Genomic DNA, 23,832 nt, shown 5'->3' with positions numbered 1-23,832 from the left:
CTTAACCCCCATGCTCCACAAGGGATTCCAATGCTTGACGATGATACATATTCTTATACCAACCTTCCTCATCCATCAGCTCCCCATGTGTCCCCTTCTGCACGATGTGCCCATTTTCTAAAACGATAATTGTTTGTGCATGCTGGATGGCACTTAATCGATGAGAAGTTATAATGGTTGTTTTTCCTTGACGATTTTCCTTAAGAGCATGCAAGATGCTTTCCTCCGTTTTTGCGTCAACAGCGGAAAGAGAATCATCGAGTATTAAAATTTCCGGATCCATTAGCAAGGCCCTAGCAATGGATAATCTTTGTTTTTGTCCACCCGACAAGGAAACTCCACGTTCTCCAACCATGGTCTGATAACCGTCAGTAAACTGAATAATATCTTCATGGATATTTGCCAGTTTCGCTGCCTGAATGATTTCTTCAAATGTCGCATCAGGTACTGCAAAGGCGATATTATCAGCAATGGTGGCAGAGAATAGAAAGTGATCCTGTGGAACATAACCAATCGCTTTTCGCAAAGCTTCTAACCTGTAATTTTTTATGGAAGTTTCACCAATCAGGATATCTCCTTGTATACCATCAAATTCCCTGATCAGCATCTTCAACAAAGTTGTTTTCCCGGAACCAGTCTTTCCAACTACACCAAGTGTCTGACCTTGTGTTACGTGTACATTAATGTCTTTTAACAACGGTTCTTTTTCGGTTGGATATGTAAAAGTTTGTACATTGTACATAATATCACCTGTTGGAACTGTCTCGATTGCTCCTTTGGTATCTTTTATATCAACTTCCTCTTTCATCAGGGCTGTTACACGGTCGTAAGAAGCCCTGCCGCGTTCTACAATGTTGAAAAGCCAGCCAAATGCAAGCATCGGCCAAATCAACAGACCAAGATAGGTAGTGAATGCAATTAGTTCCCCAATTGTCAGTTCTCCTGTCATGACATATCTAGAACCAAAAGCGATCGCAAGGAAAAAAGAAACACCAATCACCAACCCAATTGTAGGGTCAAACAGGGAGTCTATTTTTGCAACCGTAACATTCTTTTTCACCACATCTTCTGCCTGTTTTTCAAACTCAACTATTTCCTCTTTTTCTTGCCCGAAGGTTTTGACCACTTTTATTCCATTAACACTTTCTTGTACTTTATCATTTAGAGAAGAGAATGCAGCTTGAGCCTTATGAAATGTTTTGTGAAGCAGCGTTCCATAGTAGTTGGTTGCTATAGCCATAATTGGAAGTGGAATAAGGCAGATAAGTGTCAATTTCCAACTGATCGTCGCTGCCATGGCAATGAGAACAAATCCTCCAGTCATTAAGGAATCAACAAGAGTTAAAACCCCCGCTCCTGCGGTCTGTTGTATAGCTTGTAGGTCATTCGTCGAATGCGCCATCAAATCCCCAACACGTCTGCGTTGATAAAAACTTGCCGACATCTTTGTAAAAAGCTCATATAAATTGTTGCGGAGTAATCTAGCCAGTCTCACCGCCGGGCCAAAAATCATGATTCTCCAAAGATAACGTAATATGTAGACGATGACAGCTGTACCAAGGAGCACCAGCATTAGTGTAAGAACCGTCTCCCTCGTAAGGGTACCTTCTACAATATGATCGACCGTCATTCCAACTATCCTTGGTGGAATCAGTTCTAGGAACGCGACAAATGCTAGGAGCAGCACTCCTGGAATGTATGACTTTCTTTCTTGTTTAAAAAACCACCAAAGGTCTTTGAAAATACTCATTCTCTTTCCCCCGATTTTTATATCTATGATCAACTATAACAGTTTAGCAAATATTCAAATTTTTAGGAAGATACTTTTTGTAGTGTTTTTTCTCAAAAAGAAAAAGCACCCATAGTGAGTGCTTTTTCATTTATTTCATTTGCTTATTCATCGCAGACATCATTTGATTAATTTTCTTTTGGGATGGTTTCATTCCCATTTGCATCATCATCACGCGAAGCATTTGCTCATTAATTGGTGGATTTTTCTTTAGGTAAGTCATCATGTACTTACGAGCGATGAAAAATCCTAGTGCAACCCCAGCAATCAATGCTAGAACTACAATAAGAATCCAAATCCATGTTTCCATTAAAAAATTTCCTCCTCAAAACTAGGTCTACCAATGTAGTGTACTAAACTAAAACCTATTATACAACATTTTCCGATAGATTTCTCCACCAATTAAACAAATTTTCTCTGTTTAATTGGTTGGAGCCACCCATAGCGATTTGAGCTGGCGTCTATTGCAAGAAAATATGGAGCTTGTTTACGTATTATTTCAAAGAAGATTGCCTCTGCTTCAAATGATCCCTTTGAAGAAAGCTTTAAGTACTTTTCGAATATGGATAGCTTTGCTGTGGAATCTTCTTTTTCTATTTTATGTTGATAGGCCACTCGTTTGTAACCTTCCTTGTTCTTTAAGGCCTGCTCTAATGATTGTTGAAGGGGGAAGGTCGGGACTGGGAGCGTAACATAATCCACTTGCCGTTTGATGATGGAACGAAGTGGTTCCTCTTGTTCGTATTGCTGAAAAAGCTGGAAAAGTTTTAACTCATTACCAGAGTAATGTTTAGCTACTTCTTCCTCTATCAAATAAATCATATATTCGCGCAAACGAAACCCTCCTGACACTTCTTTTCTTTTATTATAGAGAATGATAGAGCAGAGTTTTGTCTTATAGTGTAGTTGACAAGGGGCTATTTTTAGCAAATATTGTCGAATGCATAAAAAAATGAGCATTACCATGTAATTAGGTAATACTCACTTTTTCTAACATGCTTATTTATCTAACAACGCTTTAACACGTGCAACTACATTTTCAGTAGTAAAACCGTATTCTTTCATGATTCTTTCGCCTGGTGCAGATGCACCGAATCCGTTGATGGCGAGGATATCCCCTTCATCTCCAGTATAACGCTCCCACCCTAGTGGAGTAGCCATTTCAATTCCAAGACGTTTCTTCACTTCTTTCGGTAATACAGAGTTTTTGTATTCTTGAGATTGTTGTTCAAAACGATCCCATGAAGGCATACTTACGACAGACACATGAATACCTTCTTGTTGTAATGCTTTCTGAGCATCCACAGCAAGACCGACTTCAGAACCTGTTGCAAGTATAAGTGCATCAGCAGTTTCTTTTTCAGTTTTAGAAATGACATAAGCACCTTTACGCACACCTTCAAGTGCCGTCTCATCTGTCCCTTTAATAGTAGGCAGGTTTTGACGTGTTAACACAAGTGCTGTTGGTGTCTTTTCGGATTCTAATGCCACTTTCCATGCTGCAGCCGTTTCGTTACCGTCTGCAGGACGAATAACACAAAGGTTCGGCATTGCACGTAATGATGGAAGTTGTTCGATTGGCTCATGTGTAGGTCCATCTTCCCCAACTGCAATGGAGTCATGAGTGAACACATACGTTACAGGCAACTGTTGAAGTGCCGCTAATCGTATAGCTGGACGCAAGTAATCGGAAAATACGAAGAACGTTCCACCATATACTTTTAGACCGCCATGTAACGCCATACCGTTCATAGCTGCACCCATTCCGAATTCACGAACACCAAACCAAATATTGCGTCCGCTGTAATCTTCTGCAGTGAAGTCAGCTTCGTTTTTAATATTCGTTTTGTTTGAACCAGCCAAGTCAGCAGATCCACCAAAGAAGGAAGGTACTTGTTTGGCAATAGCGTTCAGAACCTCACCAGATGAAGCACGGGAAGCTAAGCTTTTTCCTTCTTCATAGACAGGAATCTCAGAATCCCATCCTTCAGGAAGTTCACCTTTCATCGCTGCTTCAAGTTGTTTTCCAAGCTCTGGGTATTTTGATTTGTAAGCATCAAACATTTCATTCCATTCCGCTTCCACTTTTGCACCTTTATCTGCAACTGTTTCACGGAAATGAGTGTAAACTTCTTCCGGAACATGGAAATCGTTCTCAAATGTCCATTTGTACGCTTCCTTAGTCAGTTTCAATTCATCGGAGCCTAGTGGTGCACCATGAACATCCGATTTACCTGCACGGTTTGGTGAACCGTAACCAATGGTAGTTTTTACTTCAATCATGGTTGGACGGGAAAGGTCACTTTGTGCTTCTTCCACCGCAGCAGCAATTTCTTCTAAATTGTTTCCATCTTCCACGCGGATATATTGCCAGCCGTATCCTTTGAAACGCGTTTCAATGCTCTCAGAGAAGGAACGATCTAAGTCACCATCAAGCGAGATATCATTGGAATCGTAAAGAACGATAAAACGTCCCAATTTCAAGTGAGATGCAAGAGAAGCAGCTTCTCCAGATACACCTTCCATCAAGTCCCCATCTCCACAAATGCTATATGTAAAGTGATTCACAAGTTCCATATCTTCTTTGTTATATGTAGCTGCCAAGTGGCGCTCTGCCATTGCCATACCGACACCCATCGCAATACCTTGTCCAAGAGGGCCAGTTGTTGCATCTACACCAGGCGTGTGACCAACTTCAGGGTGTCCTGGAGTTTTGCTTCCCCATTGACGGAATTCTTTTAAATCATTCATAGATACGTCATATCCGCCTAAATGTAAAAGGCTATAAAGTAACATGGAACCGTGACCTGCAGAAAGTACAAAGCGGTCTCTATTAAACCAGTTCGGATTCTTAGGGTTGTGGTTCATAAATCTTGTCCATAAAGAATATCCCATAGGTGCAGCACCCATTGGCATTCCTGGGTGACCAGAGTTTGCCTTTTCAATTGCATCGATAGATAATGTACGGATTGTATTAATGGAAAGTTGATCTATATGTTGTGTCATCTTATCCACCCTTTCTCTCTTTAACTTATTTTTTCATGGAAAAATTCTATTTTATCATAAATAGTATGTTCCAATGTTCTGAAAAAAAGCGATTAATGCTTTAAATTCTTTTTTGTTTCTTTCAATTTTTCCGGAGTAACATCATTTCCTTCCGGATCCACAATTGTTACACCTTGCAACGTATTTTCCATGGAAGCTCGGAATGTCTTGATATACTCTTGACGAAGCTTTTGTTGTTCGGCTGTCTCTTCCTTTGTAAGACCTTCACTTTTGGCCTTTTTGGAAAGTGCATTGATTCTTGCTATTTTTTCTTTTGATAACATAGAAAACTCCTTCTTTCATCCTTGTGAAGATATGCTTTTATCTTACTAGAGAGGTTGTTTTTTTACAAGCAAACCGGTGTCGTTATCCTCTATATACTCACGATACCTTCTATTAACAGTAGCTTTTGAAACTTCATATCCAAGCCCTCTCAATGTGGCAGCGATTTCATGAAAAGTAAGTTTATTATTACGAAGCCTGACTATCTCTTCAATCGGCACCTCAATTTTCTCGCGGCCAGGGCTCATATGGAGGTTGGTCAGGTTTTTTGTGGGGTCATACCCTCTTTTAACCGCACGTTGCATGCCTCTCTTTATTTTCAAATTATGTAGCTTTCTTTGGTATTCCTCAACAATTGCCACAATATCCATGACCATGGAATCAGAATCAGATAATCTCAGTTCTCCATTATCCGTGATAGAATATATCTTGATTTCGTGTTTTCTTAACCAATGTAAAAAAGCGATTTTTGCATTCCCTCTGCCAAGCCTTGTTTCATCCTGGATTAGAAGGACATCAATATGCTGACTTGAAATAAGCTCGATTATCTGAAAAACCCCTTCACGATCCAAATCATATCCGCTCGCCTGTTCCTCCACTATCTCGATGATTTCGATATCTCGGTTTGCCGCTAAGGAAACTAATTCTTCCCTTTGCCGGGACAGCGACGTTTCTTGTGTATCTTTTTTGGTACTCACACGACAGTAAATGATTCCCTTCATAATATGATTTCCTCCACCAATCTTTTAAACTATTATTATCAAGCGAACGTATATTCTTGTCAATAATTCGAACTTATGTTTGTATTTTATACCAAAACATGCTATACTATCACTAATATAAATGATAGAGGTGCGGAATATGAAACTATCAAAAAGGCAACAGGACATATTAGATTACATAAAAAAAGAAGTCCAAGCAAAAGGATATCCACCTTCCGTCCGTGAAATCGGGGAAGCAGTTGGACTTGCTTCTAGCTCCACGGTTCATGGTCATCTTGCACGACTAGAAAGCAAAGGTCTCATACGCCGAGACCCTACTAAACCGAGAGCCATTGAGATTATGGAAGACGAACTGGTACCTAAAATATCTGCAGTTAATGTTCCAATCATCGGTAAAGTCACCGCGGGCCAGCCAATTACAGCCATTGAGAACGTCGAGGACTACTTTCCGCTTCCTGATCGTTATGTGGCACCAGACGAACAAGTTTTCATGCTTGAGGTTATGGGAGATAGCATGATCGAAGCCGGGATCCTTGATGGCGACTACGTTATCGTTCGTCAGCAGCAATCCGCTAACAATGGAGACATCGTCGTTGCCATGACAGAAGAAGATGAGGCTACTGTCAAACGCTTCTTTAAAGAAAAGGATTATATCCGTTTACAACCGGAAAACTCTACTTTAGAACCGATCATTGTCCGAAATGTGAGCATTCTTGGTAAAGTAATCGGAGTATATCGTAATATCCATTAAAAAAAGCCGGTATACCGGCTTTTTTTGTTAAAGATTAATCAAGTACCTCATTAGGACGTTTTTTTAATTTATGTTTTCCATTTTTAACTTCGGTAAATAGATTTCCCTCTTTCTCTTTATCAAGACAGCTTGGTTTGCTTGAAGGGTTAATCATTATTTTTAAGAGTTGAATTTCTTGATAGAGGAGATTCCATTCTTTCTTAGTTATGGGCTTTGCTTGCTCGTTTAACTCAAACCCTAATTGACCGTTTGGTTCTAGTGTGGCCCACTTTACATCACTTATACTAGATATACTATTCTGTCTAAGTTTCATCTCCAGTTGGTCAATGGTAAATCTTAATTTCTTTAATGTTTTTACATTTAATTTTCCGTTTTCTATTAGTATTTTGGATTTTCCCGTAATCAACTTTTCAAAAATGTCGGATTTTAATTGCAAGAATTCCATTAATACAAGCGTTACTACAAGAGTGATACCCACTCCAAACGTTACCCAAATGCTTTTACCTGCTAAAGGTTGAATTAACAGAGATCCGATACCAATCATTATTACCACTTGAGCTAAAGTCATCTGTGAAATGGACTTTCTTCCTGCAATTCTTAGTAAAAACGTTCCTATTATAGTTATTAAAACCGCTTTCCAAATCCAATTCAAATCCATTAACCCATCACCCCATCTAACTACTATGTTTTTATAATAGTCACATCACTGTTTTTTATTCAGCAATTAGATAATTGGGGCTCCCAGTATTTTTAATTCTTTATTGGCTTGCGTCTCTCAAATTCACCCTTGTAAAGTCATCAATAAAATCGTTATAATCAAAATCCATCGCTATATAATGCTTCCGTTCAGGCTTTTTGTAAACCATCCTTAAGTCCGCTATACTTTGCCCTCTGTTTACATCAACAACTGCAACCCTTACATCTCTTTGAATTGTATATGTTTTATCCTTATTCAATAGATAATAAAGAGTGAATACATCATGCACTGGTGAACCATCTATACCAGGCATCACCTGGTCGTAAAATGTAGCATAATAATTGGTGACAGCTGGGATTAGATATTTGTACGGACTGCTAGTTTGAGTGAAAATGAATGTCGCAATATCCCTGGTAATTATGGCCCTGTTTGTTACATTTAGTGGGGTTATATATACTTTTTTCGCTTTATTCAAGATTACAGAAGTAGCAATCGGGTCTCCCCAAAAGTTGGCTTCCGCAACATCTGTTACGTTACCAGGAACCATAAATGCTCCACCCATTAGATATACCTCTTTAACCTGGTCCATTAGTTCAGGTCTGAGATTAAATGCAAAAGCAAGGGATGTTTGTCTACCCACATCAACAATTACAAGTTCTTCTATATTATTCTCGATAACCTCAAACATAGTTTCAAACGAGCTGACATCAGCCTGAAAATCCTCCGGCGGAATTATCGGACCCAACCCTTGTGGTCCATGTATTTCTGGATAAAAGGTTGTAGGAATACCACTTAGAGGCTGAGAAGATCCCCTAATTACGGGAATATCTGATCTTCCTGCAAGCGCTAAAAGGAAGGAGGCATTTCGTGTTGCATCATATACAGAAACATTCCCATATCCTGTAACTATTCCCATCAGCTCAAGTTCAGGATGAAGCAATGCATAGATAATTGCTAAAGAGTCATCAATTCCAGGGTCTGCGAAAAGCAGTACTTTCATTTTTCTTCACCACCCACGCTATCTAAATAACAAAAAACCAAGGTGGTATCACCTCGGCCTAGCACACCCTCTACTTAATTCTGCTTCTAGCTTTCTCTGACCAATCATTATCCTTCCACCAAGCAACGAGCGCCGCCACGGCAGTCCAAACTAAACTGAATAGTTGCTCCAACTGAGCTTCTGTAAAAGGTAACGGCGATTTTCCATAAACTACGAGTAGCTGATTAACAAGAGCAAATGCAAGAAACACGATTCGGAACCATGCACCTTTAGAAATCGGTCTAATCTGTTTTTGCTCTGACACCTCTCCATCCCCCCTCTTATATTATTTCGGTGTAAGCGGTTTTACGGAAATCGCTAATGATGAACTGGTTACTAAACAACCTTCCAAGTCCTTTTCTTGGATCAAATTAAGTTGGATAGCGGCTTTGATTTTAGCATCATCCGGCTTTTTAACCGTCTTTATCAGTTCTGTCATTCTCAAATCCTCAAGTTTTTGAACAGTTTCATCGGAATATTTCTCCGATTTCCTAACCTGTCTTTGCAGCTTGTATCCTCCCATCACAACTTCTGCTTTTTCATCTTCTCCAAAGCTTTTGTCAAAATATAGATGAAATCGTTCTTTTAGTTCTTCCATCTGTTTTTCTATTTCTTTCTTTTCCTTATTGCACTCATAATACTTTTCAATCATTTCAGCAGTTATAGTTGGATGATTCACCTTTGCCATATAGCCACTCCCTTGTACACTTACTAGTAAAGCTTATTTGTTTGAAGTGGATAATATGACAGGACAAAAATCTCAATTCCACAAAAAAACCTCCGCACGTTATGTGCGAAGGTTTTTGATTATCTTAGTATTGAGTTAAATATTGATCTCTCTCCCATGGGTGAACCTGTGTACGGAACATATCCCACTCGATTTCTTTTGCTTCGATGAAGTGCTCAAGTAAATGCTCACCTAAAGCAGATTGGATAACTTCATTTGATTTTAATTCTTCAAGTGCAGCATAAAGTGTTGCCGGAAGGTCTGCGATACCAGCAGCGACACGCTCTTCTTTGTTCATCACATAGATGTTGCGGTCAATTGGCTTTGGAGCTTCCAATTTGTTTTTAATGCCGTCAAGTCCAGCTTTTAATAATACAGCCATAGCAAGGTATGGATTTGCTGCCGGGTCTACACTACGAACTTCTACACGAGTGGAAATACCACGAGAAGCCGGAATACGAATTAATGGGCTACGGTTACGAGCAGACCATGCAACATAACAAGGTGCTTCGTATCCAGGTACTAGACGCTTATAAGAGTTTACAGTAGGGTTAGTTACTGCAGTGAAAGCTGTCGCGTGCTTGATGATACCTGCGATAAAGTGTCTTGCATTATCGCTTAATTCTAAGTCACCGTTAGCATCATAGAACGCATTTTCGCCGTCTTTGAATAAGGAAAGGTTGCAGTGCATACCAGAACCGTTCACTCCGAACAATGGTTTTGGCATGAATGTTGCATGCAAACCGTGTTTACGAGCGATTGTTTTTACAACAAGCTTGAAAGTTTGAATGTCATCACAAGCTTGAATTGCGCTTGCATATTTGAAATCAATTTCATGTTGTCCTGGAGCTACTTCATGGTGGGAAGCTTCAATTTCAAAGCCCATTTCTTCAAGCTCAAGAACGATATCACGGCGGCAGTTTTCACCAAGGTCCGTTGGAGCAAGGTCGAAATATCCACCTTTATCATTTAATTCTAAAGTAGGTTCGCCTTTTTCATCTAATTTAAATAGGAAGAACTCTGGCTCTGGTCCAAGGTTGAAATCGGAAAATCCTAGGTCTTCCATTTCCTTTAACATACGCTTTAAGTTTGCACGAGGGTCTCCATCGAATGGCGTTCCATCTGGGTTGTAGATATCACAGATGAAGCGTGCAACTTTACCTTTTTCAGAAGTCCAAGGGAAAACTACAAATGTGTCAAGATCAGGGTATAAGTTCATATCCGATTCTTCGATACGTACGAATCCTTCGATAGAAGATCCGTCAAACATCATTTTGTTATCCAAAGCTTTTTCTAACTGACTTACAGGGATTTCCACATTTTTGATTGTCCCAAGGATATCCGTGAATTGTAGACGGATGTATTTTACATTTTCCTCCTGGACGATACGTTTGATGTCCTCGTGTGTGTACTTAGCCATAATAAAGTTCCTCCTCAAATTTTTTACTCTTATAGTTTTAATAAAAACTTACCAAAAAACTCAAAAAATTAATGGAAAAATCGGGACATGTCTCCTTGACGAAGACTCGTTCGATTATATCTTCCAGCTTGCATCATTTCAGCACGCAATAATTTGCGTAATTGGTCATCCGACAATTCAGGCTTAACAGCTTCTTTCGTTACCTCTTCTGAAGGAACCTCGTTAAGCTGTTGCTTGACTGTCATCAACTGTTTGATGCCAGCAATGTTCACTTTTTGTTCAATGAGGTTTTTAATCTCTAATAGAGTGTCTACATCATTGAAGGAAAAAAGTCGGCGATTGCCTTCTGAACGAGCAGGAAATACCAGCTCATTTTCTTCATAATATCGGATTTGTCGAGCTGACAATTCCGTTAGTTGCATGACAATTCCTATTGGAAATAATGGCATCGAACGTCTAATATTGTCACTCACTACAAATCCTCCTTTCATCATTTCCTATGAAGTTACTCTTAGTTTATGCGATGTTAGATAATCTGTCAAGAACATGTTAGGTTTTCTAACATCATTTTTATTTTCTAAGAATAATTGCGTGGGATGAGGAAAGTAGTTCTATGTAATAGGGATATTGGTCCCCTTTATCTAATACCACTTACAGTCATTTGAAAACATATTGATAAACTTTTTAAAAACTATAGTTAGGAAGCACTGTGTAATTGATTTTTTCTCATGGGAAAACGTGATACATTTCATGAAGACCTCTCATGACCGTTTTCCGACTTGCCTCAGGTCTTCATTGGCTGTATGAAGACTTCTCCGGACCCTTTTCCGCCTCACTCAGGTCTTCATCGACCTTATGAAGACTTCTCTTCACCCTTTTCTGCCCCACTCGGGTCTTCATCGACCTCATGAAGACTTCTCCTGTTCCTTTTCTGCCTCACTCACGTCTTCATCGGATTAAGTCTATATAATTGTGTAAAAAGAAAGGCCATTATCAATGTCCGTGTTACAATGTGTTCGACGAAAAACAATCACACACGGAGGCAATGATAATGACCAACATTAATATTACTATAAATTTGGAACAACTTAAAGCCGAGGTAGAAAAAAGCTCTTTAGGATCCCCGGTAAAAGCATCTTTAGCCCTTGTATTGAATTCGCTTATGGAGAAAGAAAGGGACGAATATATTAATGCTCTCTCTCACGAGAGAACGGATGACCGCAGAGGATATCGGAATGGCTACTATGAACGAGAATTAATTACCGGCACTGGCTCACTCACATTAAAGGTTCCCCGAACTCGTGATGGTGAATTTTCAACTTCTGTATTCCAAAAGTATGAGCGATGCGAACAAGCTCTAATTCTTTCTATGATTGAGATGGTTGTAAATGGAGTCTCAACTCGTAAAGTTACCAAGATTGTAGAAGAACTGTGTGGAAAAGGTGTATCTAAATCACTAGTATCTAACCTCACTAAATCATTGGATCCAATAGTTAATGAGTGGAGAAACCGCCCACTAAACACCCTTTATTATCCATACATATATGTTGATGCCATGTATATTAAAGTTCGTGAGAACGATAGGGTTGTTTCAAAAGGAGTACTTATAGCTTGCGGTGTAAACGAAGAAGGACATAGAGAGATTATTGGGTTAAGGGTTACCCATGGGGAATCAGAAGAAAGTTGGTCTAATTTCTTTGATCACCTAAAATCAAGAGGGATACAATCACCTAAGATGGTGATTTCTGATGCACATGCAGGGTTAGTGGCTGCTATAAAAGAATCCTTTTTAGGAACCTCTTGGCAAAGGTGTTGTGTTCATTTTCTTAGGAATATAATGGACTCCTTTCCTAAGAAAAACTCTTCAGAAGCAAAAACAGAACTCAAGGAAATCTTTAGAACATCCAACATTAAATTGAGCCGAGAACTGAAGCGCGACTTTATTGAGAAGTATTACGAAGTAAAAGGGTTTACTAAGGTAATTGAAACGTTGGATGCTGGCTTTGAAGATGCAATGCAGTTTCATTCTCAAAAAGCTGAGCTTCACAAACACTTACGTACAACCAATATGCTAGAAAGAGTAAATAGGGAAATAAGGAGAAGAGAAAGGGTAATTCAAATTTTCCCGAACGATCAATCTGCAATACGTATAATTGGATCTGTACTGATGAAAATGGAGGAAGAATGGAGTAAGTCAAAGTATATACACCATATCTAAGTAAAATAGTTTTTTAATTCCCTAAACGGAATTATGTGAACTGTCACATTAATGTTTGTTAATAAAAAAGCGCTTACAGTGACTGGGCCATAAAAAGGGAAAATTTTACCCCCTAGGGGGTAAAGAATACACCCTAAACCTTTAAGAAGAACAAGACCTGAAAACATAACCCCATAACACATTTAGCATTAGATCTCATTGTAACTATTTTTACACATTAATATGGACTTGACTCTTCATCGACTTCTTGAAGACTTCTCCTGTTCCTTTTCCGCCTCACTCACGTCTTCATCGACCTCATGAAGACTTCTCTTCACCCTTTTTTGCCTCACTCGGGTCTTCATCGACCTCATGAAGACTTCTCCTGTTCCTTTTCCGCCTCACTCACGTCTTCACCGACTTCATGAAGACTTCTCCTGACCCTTTTCTGCCCCATTCACGTCTTCATCGACTTCATGAAGACTTCTCCAGACCGTTTTCCGCCTCACTAAGGTCTTAACCCTATAAACACCAGTAATATATTTCCATCCAAACAAAAAAGCCCAGGGGTAACCCTAGGCTCATAAAAAATCAACTATCCAATAACCCCTTACTAATCAAATGATCCACCGCACTGCACACAGCAATCTTCACATGCGCATAGGTCAAGCCTCCCTGGACATATGCAACATACGGTGCTCTGATCGGACCATCTGCCGTAAGCTCAATACTTGCACCTTGAATAAACGTGCCTGCAGCCATAATGACGTCATCTTCATACCCAGGCATATAGTTGGCATATGGCGTAACATGAGAATTGACAGGTGATGCATATTGAATTGCCTGGCAAAAGGCAATCATTTTTTCTTTATCATCAAATTGCACAGATTGTATCAAATCCGTACGGTGTGCATCCCAGCTTGGGGAGGTATTCATCCCAAGCTCTTCTAAAAACGCAGCAGTGAACATAGCGCCTTTCAACGCTTGGCCGACTACATGGGGAGCAAGGAAGAAACCTTGATACATTTCTTGCAGACTGTATAGACTCGCACCAGCCTCCGCGCCAATCCCAGGGGAAGTCATCCTGTAAGAACAAGCTTCCACCAACTCTTTTTTTCCTACAATATATCCGCCTGTTTTAGCAATACCTCCACCAGGATTCTTAATTAGAGAGCCTGCCATTAAATCTGCCCCAATGTGGCATGGTTCTTCAAGCTCCACGAATTCCCCGTAACAGTTGTCCACAAACACCACCACGTCTGGTTTGATTTCCTTAACAAAACGGATCATTTCTTTAATTTCTTCTATTGTAAAAGAAGGTCTTGTAGCATACCCCTTTGAACGTTGTATGCCAATCATTTTGGTGGAAGGCGTTATTGCATTGCTCACCGCTTCCCAGTCAATTCCACGATTATTCTTTAGATCAATGGTTTTATAGCCAATATTATATTCTTTCAAAGAGCCCACGCCACTTCCGCGAATTCCTACAATTTCTTCTAACGTATCATATGGCTTTCCAGTGATATAAAGCAGTTCATCTCCAGGCCGCAACACCCCAAACAGTGCAATCGAGATGGCATGTGTGCCCGAGATGATTTGTGGTCGCACCAGTCCCGCTTCCCCACCAAATACTTCCGCATAGATTTTCTCAAGCGTATCTCGTCCAATGTCATCATATCCATATCCAGTGGATGGAATGAAATGAGAATCACTTACACGATTCTCCTGAAAGCTTTTTAAAACTCTGAATTGATTGGTTTCTACACCTGCATCCACTTGTTGAAAACTTTCTTGAAGCTTTTCTTCTATTTTACGTACGATCGGTTCAATGACTTCCCCGTGTTGTAATAAATGGAACATTCTAAATCTCCTCTATTTCTTCATTCTTTGCTGAATGACAGAAGCCAATTTTGAGTTATCAAAATAATACCCTTGTAATTCATAGCTTTCTGTCTCTTCGGTAAATTCCATAGTTGAAAGGACAGTCTCTTGTTTTAATTGTGCAATCATTTTCCCTTCCGAAGACGGCACAACAATATGATAGGGCTCCATCTGAACTTTGATGAGCGATTCTATCTTATTGATCAATAAGGTGATGTCCATAGGGTCTAAAGCACTAATATGCAAAATTTCTTGATTATAAGCAGGTGTGAACCCTTCAGTGGTCTGATCCTTCTTATTATAAATTGTTAATACAGGAACACCTTCCACTCCAAGTTCCTTCAGCAGTTTGTCTACCGTTTTTTCATGGTTGACGTGATCGGGACTGGAGCTATCGACCACATGTAAAATCAGGTCAGCTTCCGTCACTTCTTCAAGTGTAGAACGGAATGCTGCTACAAGCGAGGTCGGCAGGTCTTGGATAAATCCTACAGTGTCAGTCAGAAGGGCATTAAATCCAGATGGCATCATGACCTTTCTTGTTGTTGGATCGAGAGTTGCGAATAATAGGTTCTCCTCAAACGTACCAGCTTCCGTCAGACGATTGAAAATGGTTGATTTACCCGCATTGGTATATCCGACCAACGAAAGTTGAAATGCTTGATTTCTTTTTCTGCGCTCACGATATCTTTCTCGATGACTGACAATCGAAGTTAGCTGGGTTTTGATATCCACAATTCTTCTATTAATATGTCTGCGATCGGATTCTAATTTCGTTTCACCCGGTCCTCTTGTTCCTATTCCTCCTCCAAGACGGGACAGTTCCACACCTTTTCCGCCAAGGCGGGGTAATAGGTACTGAAGTTGAGCCAATTCTACTTGAAGCTTTCCTTCTTTTGATTTGGCACGCTGAGCAAATATGTCTAAGATCAACTGTGTGCGATCAATGATTCTGGCATTAAGTATTTTAGAGAGGTTTCTGTTTTGACTTGGTGCCAGTTCTCCGTTAAAAATAATGATTTCAGGTTCTAATTCTTCTTCAAGCTGGACCAACTCTTCTAATTTCCCTTTACCTATGTATGTAGCAGGGTGAACCCGTTCTCTTTTTTGAGTTAAGGAAACTAAAACTTCTCCGTTGGCCGTTTTGGTCAGGGATGCTAATTCATCCATCGAATAGAAGAATGCTTGATCGTCATCTTTTGGCAACTGACAGCCAACTAGAATGACTCTTTCCATGTCTTTCTTTTGCGTTTCGTTCAAATGCGTAACCCCTTTTTCTAAAATATTGTTAGGAATGGTTGTATAAGTTCCTTAATCATATCAAAATATGCGTTTTTTCTCTATTAAATCCTCTAAAACTATTGCATTCGGCTGGTTTTCTATATAAAATCAGGAAGGCTTTATGAATCTTGTATTATTTTGATGGAGTGATAGCATGACTTGGGAAGTTTTCAGCATCATCGGGACCATCGCATTTGCTATAAGCGGAGCGATTGTAGCGATGGAAGAAGAGTATGACATACTCGGCGTTTATATATTAGGAATAGTGACAGCTTTTGGGGGCGGAGCAGTTCGAAACCTCCTCATCGGGGTTCCAATCTCCTCGCTTTGGGAGCAAGGAATGCTGTTTCAAGTTGCGCTGGTCGCAATGACAACAGTCTTCCTTTTTCCAAATAATTTATTAAAGCACTGGAGAAAGTGGGGCAATTTCTTTGATGCGATAGGTCTTGCCGCCTTTGCCATCCAAGGGGCTTTGTTTGCAACAGGCATGAATCACCCAATTAGCGCAGTAGTGGTCGCTGCAGTATTAACCGGGAGCGGCGGCGGTATCATCCGTGATCTACTTGCAGGCAGAAGGCCACTTGTACTAAGAGCGGAAATATATGCAGCTTGGGCAATCCTCGCCGGCTTAATTATCGGCTTTGGAATTGCAAGCTCCCCAGTTCAACTTTATATTCTTTTTGTAGGAATTGTCTCTTTACGCGTCCTATCTTACACGTACAAATGGAGGTTACCTAACCGAAGTTTACAAAGTGCTGCTTAATTCAGGAGGTGTATCTGCCTCCTGTTTTTTTGTATATTTACAGGTCAATTTTTCGCCCTTTCCAAGTAACATTCTTTTTGAAAAATGTTTGCACACAAGAGTAGCCAAACAAGATAAAAAAGAATAGTAGATGAAAAGGAAATAATAATGCGGTACCCCACCCAAAGTTTCCGATAATTGCGAGTGTTCTCTTGATATGCAGAGCAATTAACACATAGCCAATAACATAAAGTTCTAATGGAAGGGTTTGATAGCTTGTTAAAAATGTCATCAAACCTCCAAGCCATATACAAACCAACATCAAATACCAAATGTTTGTTCTAGATGCCCCTGTTGCAAAGCTTTTGCTCCAGCCATTCCATAGTGAACCAAAACCTTCTGGGTACATCCTCATTTCAATAGCTCCCATTCCGCTATAGCACCTAACTTTCCCTCCATGCTTTTGAACCTGAAAACCAAACGCCATATTCTCCATCAATTCTCCCTGAATAGCTTGATGACCGCCATACTTAAAGTAGTCTTGCCGATGGATCAGCAGACATGCTCCGAACGCCCCCTTCACAGGCAGCCATTTTTGCAAAATATGAAAGGCTCCAAGGGATCCCATCACCACGAGATGAAAGAAGGACGATAAGCTTTCATATTTTTCTTTTATTTTGTGATAAGGTTGAACAGAAAGTACTTCTCCCTCTCCCTTGTATGCCGTAAGCATATTTTCTAATCCATTTTCTGAAATAATTGTGTCCGCATCTAAAAATAAAAATATTTCTCCGTTTGCCCGCAAAGCACCGTTCCAACATCCAAAGGATTTACCAAACCACCCTGCAGGAAGATCCTCCAATTTCAAAACACGGGCGCCGAATGTCCTTGCAACCTTTACTGTATCGTCGGTTGAGTGATCATCTACCACAATAATTTCTTTAACCTTACCGTGATACCCATGCAGTGATTTTAATAAAACAGGAAGATTCCTTTCTTCATTTCTGGCAGGGATGATTACCGAAACCTTTTTCAAAAGAGAATTCTTCTCTGACTTAATGGCCAAACTCGGAATATGAAAAAAAAGTACTCTCCCAAGTAATAATGTCATAATTAATATTAATGCTGTCACTACTAACTCCTCCATATACATCTATTTTTGTTTGAAAATAGAAAAAAAGGGTAAAATGTAAAGTTGTATACACATTTATATTACTTCTATCTACTAGACAGTCTAGTCAAACTTATTAGTTTTCATAAGGAGGAATAAGTATGAGAAAGAAAGTAGTAGTAATTGGTGGCGGTCTTGGTGGATTATCGGCTGCTATAAGGCTATCTGCTGACGGTTACGATGTCCATGTAATTGAAAAAGGAGAGCGTCTTGGAGGTAAGTTAAACATCCGTTCAGGCAAAGGGTTTACTTTTGATACTGGTCCCTCTATCCTGACGATGCCATGGGTGTTGGAACAATTGTTTGCTAGCGCAAAAAGAAATTTACATGATTATATTACCATTGAAAGAGTGGAGCCTCAATGGAGAACCTTCTTTGAAGACGGTACGAAAATAGACGTAACCAGCGACCTCCCTAAAATGCTGGAGCAAATTAGAGAACTCTCAGCTAAAGACGCAAACGGCTTTTTCGAGTATTTGAATTATTGCAGCAAAATGTATGAGTATAGCATGAAGAGTTTTTATAAGAAAAGCCTTTCAGGATTAGGTGAACTTCGTGCATTGCATAACCTGAAGGAACTTATTGGGATGGATCCGATGAAATCCATGGATCAAATTACAAAGAAATATTTTGAAGACAAACATATCCAACAACTGTTTAATTTCATGATTATGTATATTGGTTCTTCTCCATATCATGCTCCTGCTGTTCTGTCTCAATTAACGCATGTTCAACTTGGACTTGGTATTTATTATGTAAAAGGCGGGATGTATAAGATCGCCGAAGCGATGCAGACCCTCTTAGGTGAATTGGGTGTTTCGTACAGCTTAAATACCTCCGTTCGAAAAATTACAACGGATGGAAAAAAGGCGACCGGGATTATCTTAGAGAATGGTCAAGAGATCCCTGCAGATCTGGTTGTTTCAAATCTTGAAGCGATCCCGACCTATAATACGTTATTAAAAGATATCCCAATGGCCAAAAAGGCCGCAGAGGATTTGGAAAAGTTCTCACCGACTGTTTCCGGGCTTGTTCTTTTACTTGGTGTGAACAGAAAATATGAAGAACTGGCACATCATAATTTCTTCTTCTCTGAAGATCCTGAAGTGGAGTTTAACACCATCTTCAACGAAGGTAAGCCGGCACATGATCCTACCATATATATCGGGGTATCATCGAAATCAGATACAACCCAAGCACCACAAGGAAAGGAAAACTTATTTGTCCTTACCCACGTCCCACCACTAAAAGAGGGAGAAACATGGGATGAGTATAAAGATATCTACCGCGAAAAAGTTCTTTCAAAATTAGAAAGAATGGGTCTTGAAGGGTTGTCTTCATCCATAGAGTTCGAATACTGCTTTACTCCGAACGATTTAATGAATCTCTACGGAGCAAACGGAGGCTCCATTTATGGAGTAGTGACAGACCGCAAAAAGAATGGCGGATTTAAAATCCCTTGCAGAAGTAAGCTACTTGATAACCTATACTTTACCGGTGGCTCTACTCACCCAGGTGGCGGAGTACCAATGGTGACACTTTCCGGACAACTGACCGCAGATGCCATTAACGAAGATTGGGAACAAGTTAATAAAAGTATTGGATGACACAAAAATAGCAGCCGCCTGGCTGCTATTTTTAATTTGTATAATCAATTGAGGAGAAGATCCCTCGCTTCAATCGTCATCAATTCATTTTTATGAAAACTGTCATACATTAAAAGTCGCATCGCTTGAGTCCTTATTGATTTTTCCAAAACGTTTCTTATATAACGGCCATTGCTGAACGCAGAAGGCAACAATACACTTTTCATTTGATTGAGGTGCTCACGCATTTTCCATTCCGCTTCTTTACTCATAATATATTCACGTTCTTTCAGCATTCGCTGACAGATCTCCATTAACTCCTCCACTGAATAATCGGGAAAATCGACGATAATTGGAAAACGGGAAATAAGCCCGGGATTCGTCCGCAAAAACTCTTCCATCTCACGCTGATAGCCTGCAAGTATTAAAATAAAATCATGCTGCTTATCTTCCATGTGTTTCACAAGGGTATCGATCGCTTCTTTTCCAAAATCCTTTTCCCCACCTCTTGCAAGGGAATAGGCTTCATCTACAAACAATATGCCTCCTAATGCTTTTTTCACCAGATCTCTCGTCTTTTGAGCAGTATGACCAATATATTCCCCGACAAGGTCCGCTCTTTCCGCCTCAATCAGGTGTCCTTTGGAAAGAACATTCATGTCACAAAACAACTTCCCAATCAACCTGGCAACAGTCGTTTTTCCTGTACCGGGGTTTCCTTTGAACATCATATGAAGCACTTGTCTCTCTGTCTTCAACCCGAATTCTTCCCGCTTTTTATTCACATAAATCCAAGCATAGATTTCTTTAACTACTTTTTTCATTTCCTTTAATCCTACCAATTCCCCCATTTCCCGCTCTATTTCCTGCAATATTGCATGATTGGTAGGAGTAAGCGGTTCCTCTAATGTATGAACATGGGTGACTCTCAACGGCTTTTTTTGCCCATTTAAGACGATATTTATTTTCCCATTCTGATTTTTCATTGGTTGATCCAAGATGTCCACCTCATTTCCACGCCAAAATCCGACATATCCTGATGTAGCACACTATTCCCTATACGATATTCCTCTTAAATCCGCTCTCTTTCGATTCTCTTCTACAATTTTCATATATTTTCATCAAACTATTGACAAACTTGTCATATTATGCGCTTTCCCGAGAAATAATTACTGTTTTTCGAGCCTATTATTTCCGCAATAAAACAAATGGAGAGAAATTCTCCATTTATTAACTAAATATATGATTATAAGAGCGCTATATGTTTATTTTATGCAAAATAAAAAACCAGCATATAGCTGGTTTTAGGCTTCTGTTTCAATTTGTACATTCTTTGATGGAGAAAAAGTAGAGATGGCATGCTTATAAATCAACTGTTGCTTCCCTTCTGTTTCTAAAAGCACAGTGAAATTATCAAACCCTTTTATTAATCCGCGAAGTTGAAACCCATTCAGCAAGAAAACCGTCACGCTTGTTCCATCTTTTCTTAATTGGTTAAGAACTTGATCTTGGATATTAATTGATTGCTTCATCTTTTCTTCCTCCTCTTATCTCTATCTTCCTTACTTATTCGCTTCAAGTCGAAGCTTTCCTGCTATAACCGTGAAAATTTGTGATAACTTTTGCTCAAACTCGCCATCTGTCATATCAATCCAAGTTACATCCATTTTATTACGGAACCAAGTGAGCTGTCTTTTTGCATACCTTCTTGAATTTTGCTTCAAGTCGTTCACAGCTTGCTCCAACGTTACCTTACCATCAAGATAAGCATACAACTCCTTATACCCGATTGCTTGGATCGACTGGCAGTCCCGAATCCCATTGTTATGGAGAGTTTGCACTTCTCTTAGCAAACCTTCCTTCATCATTAGGTCCACTCTGAGATTGATTCTTTCATATAGCCTTTCCCTGTCCATGGTGAGACCGATTAAGGCAATGTCGTACAACGATTCAGGTTGCTGGGTATCTTGGTATTCTGACATGGTTTTACCCGTAGTATAGAAAATTTCCAACGCACGGATTACTCTTCTTACATTATTGGGATGAATATTGGCAGCACTTTTTGGATCAATATCCGTAAGCTCTTGATGCAATTTATCTACTCCAATTTCTTGACTTCTCTTTTCAAGGCGAAGACGAGTTTCTTCATCCTTCCCACTTTCTGAAAATTGATAGTCATATAGGACAGATTGAATATATAGACCCGTTCCCCCGACAATGATGGGAATACGACCTCTTGAAGAAATTTCGTCGATCTTATTTCGGACATCCCTTTGGAATTCTGCGACCGAATAAGCTTCTTGAGGCTCTTTAATATCAATCAGGTAGTGTGGAATCCCCTGCATTTCTTCTTTTTTCACTTTGGCAGTCCCAATATCCATTGTCTTGTAGATTTGCATGGAATCTCCGCTGATGATTTCACCTTTTAAGCTTTTAGCCAATTCTACACTTGTTTTCGTTTTCCCTACAGCTGTCGGACCAATTATCACAATGACTTTTTGTTTCTCTCCCAACGCTCACTCACTCTCTCAATTTTTCTTTATCACAAGATATCATTATACCCATTTTCCATAGAGCTCAATCTAATTGATAAAAAATTCTTATTTTCACATGACCCGTTTAAACATTTTTTCTAATTCATAAGACGAAAAATGAATGAGAATCGGTCTTCCATGAGGACATGTAAATGGATTCTCAGCTTCTCTTAACGTGTTTAAAAGTGCCGTTATCTCATCCTGTCTAAGATGATGATTGGCTTTAATAGCTGCTTTACAGCTCATCATGATCGCCGCTTCTTCTCTTAAGTCAGAGATGTTGATTTTTTTCTTTTCCAAACATAAATTTATCATTTCATCAATCGTTTCTCTTTCTTCACCTTTAGGAAACCAGACTGGATGAGCCTTCACGATAAATGTTTGGTGGCCAAAGGGTTCAAGCATGATTCCTACTTCCTCGAATACTTCCGCGTGCTCTTCAAGAAAAAGATACTCGTCTAAGGAACATTCAATCGTCAAAGGAACAAGCAGTTCTTGTAGATTTCTTTCTTCCCGGCCGAGTTTTTGATAAAAATATTCGTAGTTAATTCGCTCCTGTGCTGCGTGCTGATCAATTAGATATAATCCATTTTCATTCTGCGCAACGATATAGGTTCCATGCATCTGACCTATAGGATATAGAGCAGGAATACGGGACTCCCTCTTTTTTTCATGAGAAGGTTCAGGTTGTTTTTCGTTATGAATTTCCTCTACTTCGATAAAAGAATCTTCTACATACACATCAGACTGATTACTTTGATAGGCATCATTATGATTGGTATCTCCCCACGATTCAGTGGGTTCATTCACCTGAATCCATCTACTTTCTTCTACTTTCTGGTTAATAGAAGGTTGTGCCTGCCTTTCTACTGTACGTTCAACCGGAATACTTTCTTCAAGTGTAAAGGTTTGCTGAGTAGGCTTTGGTTCTTCTGTATAGCTTGTCTGCTTTCGTGGGCTATTAGAAGGAATAAGCTGCTTTTGACCAAATACACCTTTTATTCCTTCTGCTACAAGTCTATAAAGCTCATCTTCCTTACTAAGCCTTACTTCTAACTTGGCCGGGTGTACATTAACATCTACTAAAAGAGGATCCATCATAACTTCTAAATAAACAATTGGATATCTACCGATCGGCAGTAGTGTGTGATACCCCTCTCGAATCGCTCTTACCACTGTATAGTTCTTTACATAGCGTCCATTAATTATGGTTGAGATATAATTTTTGGATGCTCGTGTCACTTCAGGCATGGCAATATACCCTTTCACTTCAAAATCTAACGAAGTAAAGTGGATGGGAATCATTTTCTTGGCGATATTCATACCATAAATGGCAGCTAATACATGCAGACTGTCACTATTACCATTTGTAGCGAGCATCCTTTTCCCATTATGGCTTAAACGGAAGGAAATAGAAGGATGAGCTAAAGCAAGCCGATTGACCATATCAGATATATTACCTAATTCCGTGTGGATCGTTTTCATATATTTTAATCTTGCAGGGGTATTAAAAAATAAGTGCTGCACTACGATGTCGGTTCCTTTTCGACTGCTAGATAACTCTTGAGTTTCCAACACTCCACCTTTAAAGCTTAGATGTGTACCAGGACCTTCTCCGGTACTTGTGGTGATATCAAAAAGGGAGACAGAGGCAATACTCGGCAGTGCTTCTCCTCTAAAACCAAGCGTCCGGATACGGAACAAATCATTCTCATTCTTTATCTTACTTGTTGCATGCCGTTGAAATGCTGTCAGACAATCTTCCTGCTCTATTCCATCTCCATTGTCCAAGACGCGGATTTTAGAAAGACCCGCTTCTTCAAGCTCTATTTCGATGATGGTAGAATTTGCGTCAATCGCGTTTTCCACCAACTCTTTTACAACAGATGCAGGTCGTTCTACCACTTCCCCGGCCGCTATTTTGTTTGCTAAACTCTCATCTAACTGGACGATCTTGCCCATTCTATT

The 23,832-nt window shown here is 39.7% G+C and carries 23 protein-coding genes; 4 read left to right on the top strand and 19 right to left on the bottom strand.

Annotation, left to right across the window (positions count from 1 at the left end):
* Position 1: 1 nt before the first annotated feature.
* The 6 genes from B4U37_RS10510 to B4U37_RS10485 all read right to left on the bottom strand — a co-directional run bounded on the left by B4U37_RS10510 (position 2) and on the right by B4U37_RS10485 (position 5,838).
* Positions 2-1,750, bottom strand: coding sequence for an ABC transporter transmembrane domain-containing protein (locus B4U37_RS10510; RefSeq protein ID WP_088018169.1), 1,749 nt, complete (start codon positions 1,748-1,750; stop codon positions 2-4).
* A gap of 130 nt (positions 1,751-1,880) precedes the next feature.
* Positions 1,881-2,099, bottom strand: a complete 219-nt coding sequence (locus tag B4U37_RS10505) for a YneF family protein (protein WP_010193468.1) — start codon at positions 2,097-2,099, stop codon at positions 1,881-1,883.
* A 92-nt stretch (positions 2,100-2,191) separates the two neighbouring features.
* Positions 2,192-2,623: a sporulation inhibitor of replication protein SirA gene (sirA, locus tag B4U37_RS10500; RefSeq protein WP_148967176.1), complete on the bottom strand. Its 432-nt coding sequence runs from the start codon at positions 2,621-2,623 to the stop codon at positions 2,192-2,194.
* A 165-nt stretch (positions 2,624-2,788) separates the two neighbouring features.
* Positions 2,789-4,795 carry a transketolase gene (gene tkt / locus B4U37_RS10495; protein WP_088018167.1) on the bottom strand — a complete coding sequence of 669 codons (2,007 nt, stop codon included), beginning with the start codon at positions 4,793-4,795 and terminating at the stop codon, positions 2,789-2,791.
* A gap of 92 nt (positions 4,796-4,887) precedes the next feature.
* Positions 4,888-5,118 (bottom strand): DUF896 domain-containing protein, encoded by a 231-nt coding sequence (locus B4U37_RS10490; protein WP_088018166.1) that lies wholly within the window; start codon positions 5,116-5,118, stop codon positions 4,888-4,890.
* Positions 5,119-5,163: 45 nt separating this feature from the next.
* Positions 5,164-5,838 carry a YneB family resolvase-like protein gene (locus tag B4U37_RS10485; protein WP_088018165.1) on the bottom strand — a complete coding sequence of 225 codons (675 nt, stop codon included), beginning with the start codon at positions 5,836-5,838 and terminating at the stop codon, positions 5,164-5,166.
* Between the two features lie 139 nt (positions 5,839-5,977).
* Between B4U37_RS10485 and lexA the strand changes: the two genes are divergently transcribed.
* Entirely contained in the window at positions 5,978-6,589 is a 612-nt protein-coding gene (gene lexA, locus B4U37_RS10480; RefSeq protein ID WP_010193459.1) for a transcriptional repressor LexA, read from the top strand.
* A gap of 34 nt (positions 6,590-6,623) precedes the next feature.
* On the opposite strand, the gene B4U37_RS10475 is transcribed toward lexA, so the two are convergent.
* The 6 genes from B4U37_RS10475 to B4U37_RS10450 all read right to left on the bottom strand — a co-directional run bounded on the left by B4U37_RS10475 (position 6,624) and on the right by B4U37_RS10450 (position 10,945).
* On the bottom strand, positions 6,624-7,247 hold the full coding sequence (locus B4U37_RS10475; protein ID WP_088018164.1) for a DUF421 domain-containing protein: 624 nt from the start codon (positions 7,245-7,247) through the stop codon (positions 6,624-6,626).
* Between the two features lie 100 nt (positions 7,248-7,347).
* Positions 7,348-8,286 carry a nucleoside hydrolase gene (locus B4U37_RS10470; protein WP_088018163.1) on the bottom strand — a complete coding sequence of 313 codons (939 nt, stop codon included), beginning with the start codon at positions 8,284-8,286 and terminating at the stop codon, positions 7,348-7,350.
* Between the two features lie 70 nt (positions 8,287-8,356).
* On the bottom strand, positions 8,357-8,590 hold the full coding sequence (locus B4U37_RS10465; protein WP_088018162.1) for a phage holin: 234 nt from the start codon (positions 8,588-8,590) through the stop codon (positions 8,357-8,359).
* Positions 8,591-8,611: 21 nt separating this feature from the next.
* Positions 8,612-9,013, bottom strand: a complete 402-nt coding sequence (locus B4U37_RS10460; RefSeq protein ID WP_088018161.1) for a hypothetical protein — start codon at positions 9,011-9,013, stop codon at positions 8,612-8,614.
* A gap of 124 nt (positions 9,014-9,137) precedes the next feature.
* Positions 9,138-10,472 (bottom strand): type I glutamate--ammonia ligase, encoded by a 1,335-nt coding sequence (gene glnA, locus B4U37_RS10455; protein ID WP_088018160.1) that lies wholly within the window; start codon positions 10,470-10,472, stop codon positions 9,138-9,140.
* Positions 10,473-10,540: 68 nt separating this feature from the next.
* On the bottom strand, positions 10,541-10,945 hold the full coding sequence (locus B4U37_RS10450) for a MerR family transcriptional regulator (protein ID WP_010193446.1): 405 nt from the start codon (positions 10,943-10,945) through the stop codon (positions 10,541-10,543).
* A gap of 578 nt (positions 10,946-11,523) precedes the next feature.
* On the opposite strand from B4U37_RS10450, the gene B4U37_RS10445 reads away from it, so the two are divergent.
* On the top strand, positions 11,524-12,690 hold the full coding sequence (locus B4U37_RS10445) for an IS256 family transposase (protein ID WP_088016864.1): 1,167 nt from the start codon (positions 11,524-11,526) through the stop codon (positions 12,688-12,690).
* A 570-nt stretch (positions 12,691-13,260) separates the two neighbouring features.
* Here B4U37_RS10445 and B4U37_RS10440 read toward each other — a convergent pair.
* Both B4U37_RS10440 and hflX read right to left on the bottom strand, forming a co-directional pair.
* The gene (locus B4U37_RS10440) at positions 13,261-14,529 is read right to left on the bottom strand and encodes a methionine gamma-lyase family protein (protein WP_088018159.1); all 1,269 of its coding nucleotides are present in this window, start codon (positions 14,527-14,529) and stop codon (positions 13,261-13,263) included.
* A gap of 12 nt (positions 14,530-14,541) precedes the next feature.
* Entirely contained in the window at positions 14,542-15,810 is a 1,269-nt protein-coding gene (gene hflX / locus B4U37_RS10435; RefSeq protein ID WP_425329159.1) for a GTPase HflX, read from the bottom strand.
* A 175-nt stretch (positions 15,811-15,985) separates the two neighbouring features.
* On the opposite strand from hflX, the gene B4U37_RS10430 reads away from it, so the two are divergent.
* The gene (locus B4U37_RS10430; protein ID WP_088018158.1) at positions 15,986-16,594 is read left to right on the top strand and encodes a trimeric intracellular cation channel family protein; all 609 of its coding nucleotides are present in this window, start codon (positions 15,986-15,988) and stop codon (positions 16,592-16,594) included.
* Between the two features lie 37 nt (positions 16,595-16,631).
* On the opposite strand, the gene B4U37_RS10425 is transcribed toward B4U37_RS10430, so the two are convergent.
* Positions 16,632-17,705, bottom strand: coding sequence for a glycosyltransferase family 2 protein (locus B4U37_RS10425; protein ID WP_157663764.1), 1,074 nt, complete (start codon positions 17,703-17,705; stop codon positions 16,632-16,634).
* 140 nt (positions 17,706-17,845) lie between these two features.
* Between B4U37_RS10425 and B4U37_RS10420 the strand changes: the two genes are divergently transcribed.
* Complete coding sequence (locus B4U37_RS10420) at positions 17,846-19,351, top strand: phytoene desaturase family protein (protein ID WP_088018156.1); 1,506 nt, start codon at positions 17,846-17,848, stop codon at positions 19,349-19,351.
* A 44-nt stretch (positions 19,352-19,395) separates the two neighbouring features.
* Here B4U37_RS10420 and spoVK read toward each other — a convergent pair whose 3' ends face one another.
* From spoVK to mutL, 4 genes are all read right to left on the bottom strand, one after another.
* Complete coding sequence (gene spoVK / locus B4U37_RS10415) at positions 19,396-20,328, bottom strand: stage V sporulation protein K (protein ID WP_088018155.1); 933 nt, start codon at positions 20,326-20,328, stop codon at positions 19,396-19,398.
* Positions 20,329-20,634: 306 nt separating this feature from the next.
* Positions 20,635-20,862: an RNA chaperone Hfq gene (hfq, locus tag B4U37_RS10410; protein WP_010193436.1), complete on the bottom strand. Its 228-nt coding sequence runs from the start codon at positions 20,860-20,862 to the stop codon at positions 20,635-20,637.
* Between the two features lie 30 nt (positions 20,863-20,892).
* Positions 20,893-21,843, bottom strand: coding sequence for a tRNA (adenosine(37)-N6)-dimethylallyltransferase MiaA (gene miaA, locus B4U37_RS10405; RefSeq protein ID WP_088018154.1), 951 nt, complete (start codon positions 21,841-21,843; stop codon positions 20,893-20,895).
* Positions 21,844-21,936: 93 nt separating this feature from the next.
* Positions 21,937-23,826 (bottom strand): DNA mismatch repair endonuclease MutL, encoded by a 1,890-nt coding sequence (gene mutL, locus B4U37_RS10400; RefSeq protein ID WP_088018153.1) that lies wholly within the window; start codon positions 23,824-23,826, stop codon positions 21,937-21,939.
* Positions 23,827-23,832: the final 6 nt, after the last annotated feature.

The organism is Sutcliffiella horikoshii (assembly GCF_002157855.1).
Taxonomy (GTDB): Bacteria; Bacillota; Bacilli; order Bacillales; family Bacillaceae_I; genus Sutcliffiella_A; species Sutcliffiella_A horikoshii_C.
This window is presented reverse-complemented; position numbering and strand designations above follow the sequence as displayed.

Coding starts and splice junctions, on each gene's coding strand:
- B4U37_RS10470 (WP_088018163.1), bottom strand. CDS start 8,286: ATGAAAGTACTGCTTTTCGCAGACCCTGGAATTGATGACTCTTTAGCA.
- glnA (WP_088018160.1), bottom strand. CDS start 10,472: ATGGCTAAGTACACACACGAGGACATCAAACGTATCGTCCAGGAGGAA.
- B4U37_RS10505 (WP_010193468.1), bottom strand. CDS start 2,099: ATGGAAACATGGATTTGGATTCTTATTGTAGTTCTAGCATTGATTGCT.
- B4U37_RS10510 (WP_088018169.1), bottom strand. CDS start 1,750: ATGAGTATTTTCAAAGACCTTTGGTGGTTTTTTAAACAAGAAAGAAAG.
- lexA (WP_010193459.1), top strand. CDS start 5,978: ATGAAACTATCAAAAAGGCAACAGGACATATTAGATTACATAAAAAAA.
- tkt (WP_088018167.1), bottom strand. CDS start 4,795: ATGACACAACATATAGATCAACTTTCCATTAATACAATCCGTACATTA.
- mutL (WP_088018153.1), bottom strand. CDS start 23,826: ATGGGCAAGATCGTCCAGTTAGATGAGAGTTTAGCAAACAAAATAGCG.
- B4U37_RS10475 (WP_088018164.1), bottom strand. CDS start 7,247: ATGGATTTGAATTGGATTTGGAAAGCGGTTTTAATAACTATAATAGGA.
- B4U37_RS10490 (WP_088018166.1), bottom strand. CDS start 5,118: ATGTTATCAAAAGAAAAAATAGCAAGAATCAATGCACTTTCCAAAAAG.
- hfq (WP_010193436.1), bottom strand. CDS start 20,862: ATGAAGCAATCAATTAATATCCAAGATCAAGTTCTTAACCAATTAAGA.
- B4U37_RS10420 (WP_088018156.1), top strand. CDS start 17,846: ATGAGAAAGAAAGTAGTAGTAATTGGTGGCGGTCTTGGTGGATTATCG.
- B4U37_RS10445 (WP_088016864.1), top strand. CDS start 11,524: ATGACCAACATTAATATTACTATAAATTTGGAACAACTTAAAGCCGAG.
- B4U37_RS10440 (WP_088018159.1), bottom strand. CDS start 14,529: ATGTTCCATTTATTACAACACGGGGAAGTCATTGAACCGATCGTACGT.
- B4U37_RS10460 (WP_088018161.1), bottom strand. CDS start 9,013: ATGGCAAAGGTGAATCATCCAACTATAACTGCTGAAATGATTGAAAAG.
- B4U37_RS10430 (WP_088018158.1), top strand. CDS start 15,986: ATGACTTGGGAAGTTTTCAGCATCATCGGGACCATCGCATTTGCTATA.
- B4U37_RS10485 (WP_088018165.1), bottom strand. CDS start 5,838: ATGAAGGGAATCATTTACTGTCGTGTGAGTACCAAAAAAGATACACAA.